Annotated in this window: 15 protein-coding genes and 1 riboswitch; of the genes, 1 reads left to right on the top strand and 14 read right to left on the bottom strand. The window is 30.0% G+C overall.

The window, feature by feature from the left end; all coding sequences use genetic code 11:
* Positions 1 to 42: 42 nt before the first annotated feature.
* The 13 genes from L1S47_RS08530 to L1S47_RS08470 all read right to left on the bottom strand — a co-directional run bounded on the left by L1S47_RS08530 (position 43) and on the right by L1S47_RS08470 (position 11,376).
* Positions 43 to 849: an aminotransferase class IV gene (locus L1S47_RS08530; RefSeq protein ID WP_238883187.1), complete on the bottom strand. Its 807-nt coding sequence runs from the start codon at positions 847 to 849 to the stop codon at positions 43 to 45.
* Between the two features lie 12 nt (positions 850 to 861).
* Entirely contained in the window at positions 862 to 1,503 is a 642-nt protein-coding gene (locus L1S47_RS08525; RefSeq protein ID WP_238883186.1) for an HAD-IB family hydrolase, read from the bottom strand.
* A gap of 130 nt (positions 1,504 to 1,633) precedes the next feature.
* On the bottom strand, positions 1,634 to 1,987 hold the full coding sequence (locus L1S47_RS08520) for a DUF1292 domain-containing protein (RefSeq protein WP_238883185.1): 354 nt from the start codon (positions 1,985 to 1,987) through the stop codon (positions 1,634 to 1,636).
* A gap of 105 nt (positions 1,988 to 2,092) precedes the next feature.
* Positions 2,093 to 2,956, bottom strand: a complete 864-nt coding sequence (locus tag L1S47_RS08515; protein ID WP_238883184.1) for an ATP-binding protein — start codon at positions 2,954 to 2,956, stop codon at positions 2,093 to 2,095.
* Between the two features lie 232 nt (positions 2,957 to 3,188).
* Positions 3,189 to 3,686 (bottom strand): QueT transporter family protein, encoded by a 498-nt coding sequence (locus L1S47_RS08510; protein ID WP_238883183.1) that lies wholly within the window; start codon positions 3,684 to 3,686, stop codon positions 3,189 to 3,191.
* Between the two features lie 257 nt (positions 3,687 to 3,943).
* Positions 3,944 to 4,162 (bottom strand): hypothetical protein, encoded by a 219-nt coding sequence (locus tag L1S47_RS08505; RefSeq protein WP_238883182.1) that lies wholly within the window; start codon positions 4,160 to 4,162, stop codon positions 3,944 to 3,946.
* A gap of 203 nt (positions 4,163 to 4,365) precedes the next feature.
* Positions 4,366 to 4,527 (bottom strand): hypothetical protein, encoded by a 162-nt coding sequence (locus L1S47_RS08500; RefSeq protein WP_238883181.1) that lies wholly within the window; start codon positions 4,525 to 4,527, stop codon positions 4,366 to 4,368.
* 7 nt (positions 4,528 to 4,534) lie between these two features.
* Entirely contained in the window at positions 4,535 to 5,407 is an 873-nt protein-coding gene (locus L1S47_RS08495) for a DMT family transporter (protein ID WP_238883180.1), read from the bottom strand.
* Positions 5,408 to 5,494: 87 nt separating this feature from the next.
* Positions 5,495 to 6,421, bottom strand: coding sequence for an ABC transporter permease (locus L1S47_RS08490; protein WP_238883179.1), 927 nt, complete (start codon positions 6,419 to 6,421; stop codon positions 5,495 to 5,497).
* A complete protein-coding gene (locus L1S47_RS08485) occupies positions 6,418 to 7,473 on the bottom strand; it encodes an ABC transporter permease (RefSeq protein WP_238883178.1) in 1,056 nt (351 codons plus the stop codon). Before L1S47_RS08485 ends, L1S47_RS08490 begins: the two co-directional genes overlap by 4 nt.
* Before the next feature lie 13 nt (positions 7,474 to 7,486).
* Positions 7,487 to 8,995 carry an ABC transporter ATP-binding protein gene (locus tag L1S47_RS08480; protein WP_238883177.1) on the bottom strand — a complete coding sequence of 503 codons (1,509 nt, stop codon included), beginning with the start codon at positions 8,993 to 8,995 and terminating at the stop codon, positions 7,487 to 7,489.
* Between the two features lie 70 nt (positions 8,996 to 9,065).
* A complete protein-coding gene (locus L1S47_RS08475; RefSeq protein WP_202768259.1) occupies positions 9,066 to 10,166 on the bottom strand; it encodes a BMP family ABC transporter substrate-binding protein in 1,101 nt (366 codons plus the stop codon).
* 130 nt (positions 10,167 to 10,296) lie between these two features.
* Positions 10,297 to 10,399: riboswitch (purine riboswitch) on the bottom strand.
* A gap of 212 nt (positions 10,400 to 10,611) precedes the next feature.
* A complete protein-coding gene (locus L1S47_RS08470) occupies positions 10,612 to 11,376 on the bottom strand; it encodes an exodeoxyribonuclease III (RefSeq protein ID WP_238883176.1) in 765 nt (254 codons plus the stop codon).
* A 121-nt stretch (positions 11,377 to 11,497) separates the two neighbouring features.
* Here L1S47_RS08470 and L1S47_RS08465 point away from each other — a divergent pair, with 121 nt between their 5' ends.
* Complete coding sequence (locus L1S47_RS08465) at positions 11,498 to 12,106, top strand: DUF6483 family protein (protein ID WP_238883175.1); 609 nt, start codon at positions 11,498 to 11,500, stop codon at positions 12,104 to 12,106.
* A 193-nt stretch (positions 12,107 to 12,299) separates the two neighbouring features.
* On the opposite strand, the gene L1S47_RS08460 is transcribed toward L1S47_RS08465, so the two are convergent.
* Entirely contained in the window at positions 12,300 to 13,697 is a 1,398-nt protein-coding gene (locus tag L1S47_RS08460; protein ID WP_238883322.1) for an FAD-dependent protein, read from the bottom strand.
* Between the last annotated feature and the right edge of the window lie 10 nt (positions 13,698 to 13,707).

Genomic DNA, 13,707 nt, shown 5'->3' with positions numbered 1-13,707 from the left:
ACCATCTTCAGTATACCATATGTCCATAAATATTTAAATTACTTAATTAATATAGTCGTATATTTTATTTTCGTAACTCTTCATCAATTTCTTAATGATATCATTTAAATTTGAGTTAAATATAAAACCATCAACTTGAGAAATAGGTAATATTTTAGGGGAAGTACCTGTAATAAACAAGCCATCTAAGTTTTCAATATCCTTGTAACTCACTTTCTCCTCTTTCAATATTAAGTTATTATCTTTACACAATTCTATTATTTCACCTCTAGTCACACCTGGCAGTACATCTTTTAGTGGAGAAGTAAGCACTTCATCACCTCTTATCATAAAGATATTTGATCTACTGCCTTCTGTAATATATCCATTTCTATCAACTAATATAGCTTCATACGCTTCAGCATCTTTAATTTTCTCATTAACCTCATTCCTAAAATTGTTATTTACAATTTTAGCGTTAGGATTCTCTCTTTCTCCAAAGTATAGTATAGTTTTTACTCCATTTTCATATTGTTCCTCCGTTGGATAACTATGAGGTATATAATACACCCTTAAAACGTCTTCCCTATCCATTACTTCAACGGTTATCTTTACATTGCCTTCATATACGGAATTTACTTCTACTAACTTTTCTATAGACTTCTTTATTATTTCGGAATCATATGGATTTACTTTATTAATTAGTTTAAAGGAATTATCCATTCTTTTTAAATGTTCTTCTAAAAATAACGGAATACCTTTAATAATTCTAAGAACCTCATATATAACTACCCCTTCATTTTCTTCATGATATTCTTTTGCTTCTTTTACTTTTTCATTTTCAATATAATAATTTTGTGCAATTGCCATAATTGTACCCTCCTATTTCCATGTTAATACTTCTATATCCGGATGTCCTTTTTTATAATTAATTAAGTATGGCTTACCTACTAAATCAAACAATGGTTTATCTGACATTGAATCAGAATACATAATACTATTTTTAAAATCCACTTCTAATCCTTCTTTTGATAGCTCTTCTTTTAATCTTCTAACCTTTTCTTCTCCTTTACAATTAGCTCCATCCATTCTTCTTATAAATTTTCCTTCCTTAAAAGAAAACTTTGTGCCTATTATCTTATCAACTTCCTTAATATTATAAAATTCATTTAAATAAAATTCTGGAGAGGCAGATATTAAATAAATAAGATATCCTTCCCTTTTTAATTTTCTTATTGTATTAATTGCATCAGCATATAATATATTAGTTAATCTATTTTCATAAAAATCTTTTACGATTATAGCTAAGTCAGCCTCATCAACCCCATCAAGGAACTTTAAAAATCCTTCCTTAACTCTTTTTTCATCATAAAACTTTAATCCATACATAACTCCACAATATATAGCTCTTGGTATGTATCTTATATTCTTTAAATCTTTTTTTATCACATACCTAAACAACTCCATCAAAGTCTCTCGCCTTGTCAATGTAAAATCTATATCGAAAATAGCTAATTTTATCATTTTATTTCTCCTATTTCGCAAAAAATATAATTATTTTTTAATCTATATAAATATAAATTATTAGTTATATTATACTAAAAAAAATGGTGTAAAATGCAATTTTATTGCACTTTACACCTATTTTTTAAAATTATTCTGCTAAATCTTGATAAAATTTAGCTACAGTATTAAATTCAGCTTCATCCTCAACTGGTACTAATGATTCATCTGTATCTGCTTTCATTAAGAAAACTGAATTATCGCTAGGATCTTGTACTAGAGCATATACACTTCCTTTAAAAGCTTCTTCATCTCCAGCATACTCAAAGCTATCAACTACTTCAAATGAAACTATATTTCCTTCTTCATCTTCAAAATCAACAAATAGAGTTTCTTCTTCATGTTCATGGTCATGTCCGCATTCACAACCTTCTCCATGATTATGTTCATGATCATGTCCTTCGCAGCCACAACCGCATTCTTTATTTAATTCTTTATCTGACATATAGTATCTCAAAGACTAATCTTAGTCTTTGAGAATTCACCTCCTTCAATTTAGGTATTCATTTAATTTTAACCTTATTTCCTAAATAATAAAAGAAAAATTTTTTTATTCTTCGAATTCTTCTAAAAAGCTGTGTTTAATTCCATCTTTTTCCCAACCTAATATGGCATCCATAGAAACATTCTCAGCCGCTTTAAATATGGATTTATCAACATTGTTAAAATTCTTTTTTAAGTTTTCAATTAATTCTTTTATTTCATATCTCTTATTTCCTGTTTTCTTTGCTGCAACCATACAAGCACAGTTAAGTGGCCATATTCCAGAACTTTGCGTAAATTTTTGAATATATTGTTCCTCTATATAATAAAGCGGTCTTATTAGTTCTATACCTTCAAAATTTGTTGATTTTAGTTTTGGTAGCATGGTCTTAAAGTTACCTGCATATAAAACATTTAACATAGTAGTCTCAATAACATCATTAAAATGGTGACCTAATGCTAACTTGTTGCACCCTAATTCTTTTGCTTTTGAATATAAAGATCCTCTTCTCATTCTTGCACACATATAGCAAGGATAGTCTTGAGCAATTCTATCTACTACATCAAAAATTCCTGAATCAAATATTTGTATTGGAATCCCAAGATAATTACAATTATCAATAAGCAATTCCTTTATATTTTCATGATATCCTGGATCTGCCACTATAAATTCTAAATCAAAATGCATTTGACCGTGTCTTTTTAGTTCCTGAAAGAGCTTTGCCATTATCATAGAATCTTTTCCACCTGAAATGGCTACTGCTATCCTATCCCCCTCTTCCACAAGCTTATAATCTTGAACTGCCTTTATAAATTTACGCCATATTTGTTTTCTATATTTTTTTATTAAACTTCTTTCTATTTCAGCCAAAGGTTTTCTTTCATTAAAAGGTACTAAAACCTCACAACCTTGTCCAGCAATATTACTCATTTTTCCACCTCATTAATTAGCTTTTAAAATATATTTTATTATAGCATCAATATCTATATAATGCATTAAAGAATTTGCATGTCACTTTCTGGACATTCTCCGGTGCGAATGAGTTATTAGTGAACTTAAACCTTTAATATATTTTAATGTAATAAAGGTTTATAAATAGCCTTTAATGCACGTCTTTACTAACATTACTAGACTCTTTATAAACCTCAAATTTTTCTAAAAACTATACTCTATATCCTAGTCTTTTAAAAATATTTTTTTCCTTTAAATATAAATAGATAGGCACTCCAACTACAGTTACAACAACAAACTCCCCTACTCCAACTTGGAACATTGTTAATAATAACGGAGCCTGCACAACATAATAGAGCATATATCCTATAAAAACTCCATTAATAACTGTTGGCCATAGAGATGCTACAATTATTCCTAACTTGCTATCTTTCATTATTTTAATAGTTCCACTCATTAATACTACCGCAACAAAAGTGGCTAATGTACCAACTGTTATGTCCATAAATCCATAGGGTCCTAATAAATTAGCTAAAAAACAACCTAATGTTAAACCAACTATATAAAATGGATCTACCAATACCAAAAGAACCATAATTTCTGAAATTCTAAATTGTATAGGTCCATAAGCTATTGGCGCTATTAAATAAGTAAGTGCAGCATAAATAGCTGCTATAAGTGCGGAATAAACCAATCTTTTTATTTTCATTTTTTTCCTCCAAGATACAATTATTAAACCTCTTTTAAAAGTAAAAAAACCGTAGAAATAATTTCTACGGCAAAATAAAGGACTTTTACTATTACACTTAAAAATCCTTAAAACACAACAAATAAATAATAAAATAATTATTATTACTTTTATTGAGCCGTAGTTTTGTTTAAAGACAGGAGGCTTTCGAACTGTCCTAAATACAAATTTCTTCATTATTATATGTCATGCTCTTTATAAAATCAAGTAACTTTAATTTATATATCTTGATTTATTTTATCCAATATATCTTCTTGAGAATGTATAATTCTATCTATTTTTTCATTTAACTCATATAGTTTATTTTCTAATTTTCTTTGCTTTTGTTCAATTATTTCATTCTGTTCAGTTATCTTTTTTATCCTTGATAGTCCATTAATTATTGCAATTATAAAAACTAGTGATATTACTAATAACAAAATTCCAAGCATATCCATATATATTCACCTTTCTTAATTACCCATTTTTGTAAATTATACCAGATATTTATTCATTAACAAAGCAATATAAAAGAGACTGTTGAAGTTTACAACAGTCTCTAAAAAACCTATATCTATAGGGTTTTAAGTTCAACTAATAATTTATTTATGCCTGATATCAAACAAGAATAAATCAAGTTTCCTATAAAAAGCCCTATATATTATCTAAATCTATCACCCTTAGGTGTATTGTTTGCTACATTTTGTTCAAATGCCTTAACCGCATCTTTAGTAAAATTACCTGCTTTATAGCCTACGCTTGAATTTAAACCATCATTCATTACATCGCCTTTTATCCCTGTATTATTTTGTTGTTTTTTCATATATATCTCACTCCTTGTCCATATTTATTATCCCTGTACTCAATATAAGTATCCCACCAACTATGGTTTTTATGCTTACACCTTCTCCCAATAATAGAAATCCATATATTACTGAAGAAACAGGATCAATATAGCTTAGGATTGCAATCTTTTCAGTAGCCAAACTTTTAAGACTTGTAAAATAAAGAATATAAGCTAAACCTGTGTGAATAATTCCTACTACTAATAGATATACAAGTGTCTTTGTAGAAGTTATTATATATTCTCCTCTATAAAGTATCATCGGCAGCAAGCTCACTGCACTAACAAACATTTGAACAAATGTACTATTTAATCCATTTACACCTTGTACTTTTTTGTTGATTAAAATAATAAGTGCATAAACTAAAGCTGCTAATAGTGCAAAAGATATACCTAAAAAGTGATTGTATTCTCCTGTTTGATTTGTGTTATTAGAAGTGAGAATAAGAAACAGTCCAAATATAGCAATTATAACTGATATTATACTCTTTAGTTTAATTCTTTCTTTTATAATAAATGGTGCCAATAATATAGCTAGTGCTGGTGCTAAATAATATGTTAATGTTCCATTTGCAATTGTTGTATACTTATATGATTGGAAAAGCAGAATCCAATTCAGTCCTAAGAATATTCCAAGTGCTATTAAAATAAATAAAGTTTTTCTATTTTTTCTATCAAACAATTCACTTAATGAATTTTTAAAATAAAATTTATTAACAAAAAAAATGAATATGGTTCCAATAACTGCTCTTGAAAAAGCTATTTCTTGTGATGGCAAATTAATATTTTTAACAAATACTCCTAAGCTTCCCCATATAAGCATTGAAATCATTAATTTTATTGTACTGTTATTCTTCATTAGTAGTCTCCTTTAAAAATAACTTAAAGGAATTCAGAAAAACTGAATTCCTTTATTAATTATACACTATTTATGAGATTATATGGACTATCTTTCTTCTCTAAAATAAGGTAGTCCCAATGAACTTGGAGGTGCATTCTTCTTTGATTTTCTTACTGATATTACAACTAACACAAAAATCGTTACTAAGTATGGTAGCATGCTTAGTATATATGGAGAAATTATTGTTTTTTCAAGTCTAAATCCAATGATATCTAAACCTCCAAAAAGATAAGAACCTAAAATAGCTTTATATGGATTCCAAGCTGCGAAGATTACTAAAGCTACTGCTATCCATCCTCTTCCAGATGTGATGTTATCTTGCCATACTGGTACATATACTAGTGAAAGATATGCTCCACCTAGTCCAGCTAAAGCTCCTCCTATAATGATATTTACATATTTATATAATGATACATTTATACTTACTGAATCTGCTGCTCCAGGATTCTCTCCTACTGCTCTTAGATTTAATCCAATCCTTGTTTTATACATATAAATACCTACAATGATAGTAAGTACATAAGATATATACACAAAGGTATCTTGGTTAAATAATATATATCCTACAAATGGAATATCACCTAGCACCGGTATTTTCATTTGTGCAAAAAAACTCTTTACTGAATCTGGAACTACTTGACCAACTACTTTTTGACCAAGTAATGAAGAAACTCCGGTTCCAAAAATAGTTAGTGTCAATCCAGTAACTACTTGATTAGTCCTAAATGTTATTGTTAGTACTGCATAAATAAAAGCTCCGAATGCTCCTGCCGCAATCGCTGCTAGTAAAGCCAGCATAGGATTTCCTGTTCCATATCCCACTAAGAATCCCAAAACCGCTCCTAGAAGCATCATTCCTTCTACTCCTAGATTAAGGTTACCAACCTTTTCGGTTAATATTTCTCCTAAAGTAGCTAATAATAAAGGAGTTCCTGCAATTATAGCTGCATGTAAAAATGACTCTACATTCATCTTTTTACCCCCTTAAAATCTATTTTATATCTAATAAACATTTCACCTGCTAGTACACAAAATAATACTAATGCTTGAATGACTGATGCTGCTGCATTTGGTATTCCAAAAGCTGTTTGTATATACGCTCCACCTTGTATCAAAACACCAAATAAGAAAGATACAACAAGAGTAAAGATAGCATTTAAATTTGCAAGCCATGCAATTATAATAGCTGTATTTCCTACTCCATTTGTTACTTCTATTGATAAAGTTTGGCTAACTGCCGATGCCTGAATAAAACCTACTAGGCCACATAAAGCTCCACTTATAAATACTGCTTTAAATATTGTCTTATTTATATTTATTCCTGCATACTTTGCAGTATTTTTACTTTCTCCTAAAACAGCTATTTCATAGCCTAGTTTACTATGATTCATAAAGATAAAGAAAACTACCACAATTATTAGTGCAATAATCCATCCTATGTGTACTCCAAATAACTTAGGTAGCAATGCTTTATCAGCAAAGTTTGCTATTTTAGGAAAGCCCATAGCATTCTTATCTTTAAGTAAATCAAACTGCAATAAAGTTATAAATTTAAGTGCCACATAATTAAGCATTAACGTAATAATAGTTTCATTTGTATTAAAATATACTTTTAAAAATCCTGCTATCATTGCCCATAATCCACCGCATATAATAGCTGCTATACACATAAGTAAAAGTAATATAGGTTTAGGTAATGCTGTAAAGTTTAATGCAACTATCGCAGCTCCAAAAGCTCCCATAAATATTTGGCCTTCTCCACCTATATTCCAAAAAAGCATTTTAAATGCAACACCAACTCCAATTGATGCAATTACTAAAGGTATTGCAACAATGATTGTTTGTCTTATTCTATTTGGAGAGCCTAATGCACCTTTAATCATTCCTCCAAATACATCTACTGGATTGTTTCCTAATATTAGCAAGAAAATTCCTGCAATTAAAATAGCTATTAATATAGAAAGAATTCTTATCTTAATATTTGTGGATTTTTTAACTTCTTCTCTTTTAACTAATCTAATCAAAATGCTATCCTCCTTAGGCTTCTGCCCCTACCATCATTAGTCCTAGTTTTTCTCTTGTTGCATCTTTACTATCGATGGTTCCACTTACATTTCCATTACATATAACCATTATTCTATCGCACAGTTGCATTAAAACATCTAAATCTTCCCCAATAAACAATACAGCTGTACCATTCTTTTTTGCATCATTGATAAGATTATAAATAGTAAAACATGTGTTAATATCTAATCCTCTAACTGGATATGCCATTACAAGCAGTTTAGGATCTACACTAAGCTCTCTTCCAAGCAATATTTTTTGAATATTTCCACCTGATAAATTTCTTATTGGAAAATGTATTGAAGGTGTTTTAATTTCTAATCTATCTTTAAGTTCTAAAGCTCTTTTTATTACTGGCTTTCTATCAATCAAAAGTCCTTTTTGAGAATAGTAGGATTTTAGAAGTAAGTTATCAACCATATCCATGGATCCAACTAACCCCATACCTAATCTGTCTTCAGGAATGAAACTCATACTTATTCCTCTTTTAACAAATTCTCTAGGATTTTTTCCTTCTAAGTTTTCACCATCAAAGACTATTTTTCCAACTTTGACTTTAGAAATTCCTGCAATAGCCTCACACAATTCCTTTTGTCCTGCACCCGCTATTCCTGCAACTCCTAGAACTTCTCCTGCCTTTATAGAGAAAGAGATATTTCTTATAGCTTCAGTTCCTTCTTCACTAAGTACAGTTAGTCCATCTACATTAAGAAGTTCTTTTCCTTGTTTTGCTTCTACTGCTTCTATTGACAGTTCTACAGCTCTTCCTACCATAAGTTCAGTTAATTCCTTAGGTGATGTTTCACTCTTCATAAGAGTTTTAATTGTTTCCCCTTTTCTTAAAACTGTTACTTTATCACTTATTTCCATAACCTCATCCATTTTGTGAGATATAAAAATAACTGCACATCCAGCTTCTTTCATTTTTCTCATTATCTTAAATAGCTTTTCAGTTTCTTGTGGTGTAAATACTGTAGTTGGCTCATCTAATATTAATATTTTAGCCCCTCTATATAAAACCTTTAATATCTCTAAATTTTGTTTTTCTCCAACTGACATGTCGGATACATACTTATCTAAATCTACTTCCAAATCATATGTCTTACAAATTTCCATAATAGATTCATCTATCTTTTTACCCTTTGAAAACAACCCCTTACTATTTCCAAGGTTAAGATTATCTCTTGCTGTCATTGCTTCTACTAACTTAAAGTGTTGATAAATTGTTCCTACGCCTGCATCCATAGCTTCTTTAGGGGATCCAAAACTCTTTTTTTCTCCGTTAAGTTTTATTTCACCCGCATCTGGAGAATAAACTCCTGATATTATATTTATAAGTGTGCTTTTACCCGCACCATTTTCTCCAAGTAATGCATGAATTTCTCCCTTATAAAGATCTAAGTTTATATTATGATTTGCTAATACTGTACCAAATCTTTTTTCAATGTTAATTAACGATATTAATGGTGTATTATTATTCATTCACGCCTCCATAAAACTAGAACTGAAGAAATAACTTCTTCAGTTCTTTATTTTTGAATTTAACCCTATATTACTTAGAGCTTGGAATTGTTCCTTCTACCCCTTGAACAAACCAATCTATATTCCAGATTTCATCATCTGTTAATGTTTTTCCTTCTGCAACCTTAACATTTCCACTTTGGTCTTTAATTGGACCTTGGAATATTACATTCTTTCCACTCTTAATCTTATCTTCAGCTTTTGCTACTGCATCTTTAGCTCCTTCTGGTGCTACTGAAGTAAGTGGTGCAAGTGATACTATTCCATCTTCGTATCCACCCCAGTACTTTTCTGATTTCCAAGTACCATCTTGAATAGCTTTTATGGTTTTAACAAAGTATGGGCCCCAGTTCCAAACTGCTGATGTCATGTTAGCTTTTGGAGCTGTTTTACTCATATCTGTGTTGTATCCAACTGAGTAAACGCCTTTAGCTTCTGCTGCTTGTTGTGGACCAGCTGTATCTTGGTGTTGAGCTATAACATCAGCGCCTTGATCTATTAATCCTTCAGCTGCTTGTTTTTCTTTAGCTGGATCGTACCAAGTATTAGTCCATGAAACTTTTACTTTAACGTTCTTATTAACTGATTGAGCACCTAGTGTAAATGCATCTATGTTTCTTATAACCTCTGGTATTGGGAATGCTCCAACAAATCCTAAAGTGTTTGATTTAGTTTTTAAACCTGCTACAACTCCATTTAAGTACATCATTTCATGAATCTTACCAAAATATTGACCTAAGTTTGCAGCTGTTTCATATCCTGAGCAGTGTAGGAAAGTTACATCTGAATATTTCTTAGCTGATGAAACCATACCATCTTGGAAACCAAAGCTTGTCCCAATAATTACATTAGCACCTTGATCTACCATATCATCAATAGCTTTTTCTACTTCTGCCTTATCTTCTTTAACAGATTCTTTGTAAAGTGTTTTTACTCCTGTTTCCTTTTCAAGATAAAGTCTACCTTGATCTTGAGCGTAAGTGAATCCACCATCACCTATTGGTCCTACATATAAAAATCCAACAGTTAGTTTCTTCGCTTCCTTCTTTTCACTTCCAGTGCTACTACATCCAGTTAATACTACAGATGCTGCAACAGCTGCACTTAAAATTACCTTTAGGAATTTTTTCATTACATTTCCCCCCGAAATTTAATTTTTTTGTTTTTACTATTGTTTTGTTTTGTTTTCTTTTGTTAAAATTTCTCATTAAAACAAAAAAATCCTGAGCAAGGCCTGCCCAGGAACGTATAGTTTTTTTGTACGCAAAAAACTATACATTCGTAGTCAGGTAGTTTACGGCCTCCTGGTAGAAACGTTTGATCCATATTATCAAACATATACGAAATGAATAATAACCATCATATTAATACGAATGTTCGTATTAACCATCTTATATCTGTATGTTACACTGTTAGAGTTTAAAAATCAATAGCTTTTATAAAAATAAAGTTTTTACTTATATGTTAGGTCTTTTTTAATAATTTATCAAATGAAAACATAATCATAAAACATTTCATCATTAAAAATTAGGCATTTCACACTCATACCATCTTTATCCTAAATATATAAACACGAATTAAAAGCTAAGCTCAATTGTAATAGGACAATGGTCAGAACCAAATACTTCGTTTAATATCTCTGCATTTTTTAAATTTGGTTTTAAGCTATCTGTAATAAAATGATAGTCTATTCTCCAACCCGTATTCCTTTCACGTGCTTTAAATCTATAACTCCACCATGAATACTTAACCTCTTCAGGATTAATATGTCTAAATGTATCTGTATAGCCATTTGAAATGAATTTATCTAACCATTCTCTCTCCATCGGTAAGAAACCTGAAGTTTTTTCATTTGCTTTGGCATTTTTTATGTCCATTTCTGTATGCGCTGTATTATAATCACCGCATATAACTAATTTCTTCCCACTTTTAACCAAGTCATTGCAATAATCCAAAATGGCATCATAAAATTCCATTTTATAATTTAGCCTCTCTTCATTCATCTGACCATTGGGGAAATATATATTTAGCAGGGTAAACTCATCAAATTCTGTTATTAGTATTCTTCCTTCACTATCAAACTTCTCTATTCCTATGCCATGATATACGTTATTAGGTTTCTTTTTTGTATAGGTTGCAACTCCACTATACCCTTTTTTTTCTGCAAAAGAAAAGTACGAATAATATCCCTCAATATTTTTAGCGTCCTCTTCTAATGTTGCTTCCTGCAATTTTGTTTCTTGAATACATAAAATATCTGGTGAAGCCTCTTTAAACCAAGGCAAAAATTCTTTTTTTAATATTGCTCTCAATCCATTAACATTCCAAGAAATTATCTTCATATTTATCCCTCCCTTTCGGATAATAATTATTAATTATATTAACATAATAATTTATTTTTATCTTTTTAACAACATGATATAATAATATATATTAAATTTAGTGTTAAGAGAGGTTTATTTAATGATCAAAAATGACTTAAGTGATAAAATTGTAGCTGATTTTTTGATGAAAGTTCCAAACATAGAGGACATGGATTTAGAGGATTTTAGAAATAATATCATAGAAATTTACAAGCAATATACTGGGTTTAACTATGACTTATTAAAGTCTTTACCATCTCAAGAATTAATTAATTTACTTACTAATGAAAGAATTAAAGACTTTTCTAGAGTATTGATAGTAAGTACCTTATTATTTATTGAAGGTATCAAAGAAGAGAATTATTCGAAAATAAATAAAAGCTACGAAATATTTGAATTGTCTTTAGATAGAGATTTCGATGTTAAAGATAGTCAATTCAAGGGCGAATTTATTAAAATTATGGATGCTTTAAGAGAATACGAACTTCCTGATGAATTGCAGCATAAACTTTTTACCTATTATAAGGATTTAAATGAATATGTAAAAGCTGAAGATGCCATTTATGAATTAGCAGAAAATAATACTCACTACACTTCGGAATTAGTAGATTTTTATATTTACCTATTAGCTTTAGATGATGAGATCTTAGAAGCAAATGATTTTACAAGAGAAGAAATACAAGAACAATTATCCGAAATAAATAACTAGTATAGGGTTTTTTATAGGAAACTTAATTTATTCTTGTTTGAAAATGTAGGTTTCTGGACATTTTCATGCATGAATAAATTATTAGTTGAACTTAAAACCCTATATGTAAATAAATAACTCCAGAACACACTATGTATTCTGGAGTTATTTTTATTGGGAAATTCTCAATTGAATTTTTATAAGCTTGTTTTTTCTATAAAAGATTTCTAGCCATGATAACTCCCATTAATGAAGCCATCATTAGACCTCTTGTCCATCCACTTGAATCTCCTAAGCAGTATAGACCCTTTATGTTACTTTCAAAGTTTTGATCTATATTTATTTTATTGCTATAGAATTTAATTTCAGGTCCATATAAAAGAGTTTCACTTGAAGCAAAACCTGGAACTACTGTATTCATAGCTTGTATGAAGTTTAATATATTTGTCATTGATCTATAAGGCATTGCAGCAGTTAAATCTCCTGCAACTGCATCTGGTAATGTGTACATTACATTAGTTCTATCTAATTCATGTTGCCAAGTTCTTTTTCCTTCTATTATATCCCCATATCTTTGAACTAATATTTTTCCATTTCCAAGCATATTAACAAGTTCAGCTACTTTTTTACCGTATTCTATTGGTTCATCAAACGGTTCACTAAAATTATGTGAGCTTAATATAGCTAAATTTGTATTTTGAGATTTTTTATCCTTATAAGAATGTCCATTTACTATCGCCAAATTGTTATCATAATTTTCCTGACTTACAAATCCACCTGGATTTTGGCAGAAGGTTCTCACCTTATCATTAAACGGTCCTGGATATCCAATAAGTTTTGATTCATAGAGAACCTTATTGACATCTTCCATTACTTCATTTCTTATTTCAACTCTAACTCCTATATCTACTGTACCAGCTCTATGTGAAATATTATGCTTTACGCACATATCACTTAACCAGTCTGCTCCTTTTCTTCCAGCTGCAACTATTATATTTTCTCCATATACTTCATTAGTTGAAGTCTTTTTAAGCGCATCTGTAAAAATTACACCTTTTATTTTGTTGTCCTCTATAATTAAATCTTTTACTAAAGTGTCAAATCTAATCTCAACACCATTTTCAATAAGGTATCTTTCTATTTTAAAGTATATTTCTTGTGCTTTTTCTGTTCCTAAATGTCTAATTGGACAATCAACTAATTTTAATCCAGCTTCAATTGCTTTTCTACGAATTTTCTTAACTTCTTCCGGATTATCTATTCCTTCTATTTTGCTATCAGCACCAAATTCTAAATATATACCATCTGTATAATCTATAAATTCTTGTGCTTTTGTACCTCCAATTAAGTTCGGAAGATCTCCGCCAACTTCATAACTTAGCGAAAGTTTTCCGTCTGAGAATGCTCCTGCCCCTGAAAAACCTGTAGTTATATGACAATATGGTTTGCATGATACGCAAGTTTTTGTCTTATCCTTTGGACAATGTCTTTTCTCTACGCTCTTACCTTTTTCAAGAATCAGAATTTTCTTATCTGCTCCTTGTTTAACTAGTTCTAATGCTGTGAATATTCCTGCTGGACCAGCCCCAACAATTATTACATCATACATAATATCACCCTCC

The organism is Clostridium sp. YIM B02551 (genome assembly GCF_022324735.1).
GTDB lineage: Bacteria > Bacillota > Clostridia > Clostridiales > Clostridiaceae > Clostridium_T > Clostridium_T paridis.
The sequence above is the reverse complement of the archived record's forward strand: the minus strand, read 5'-3'. Positions and strand labels throughout refer to the sequence as shown.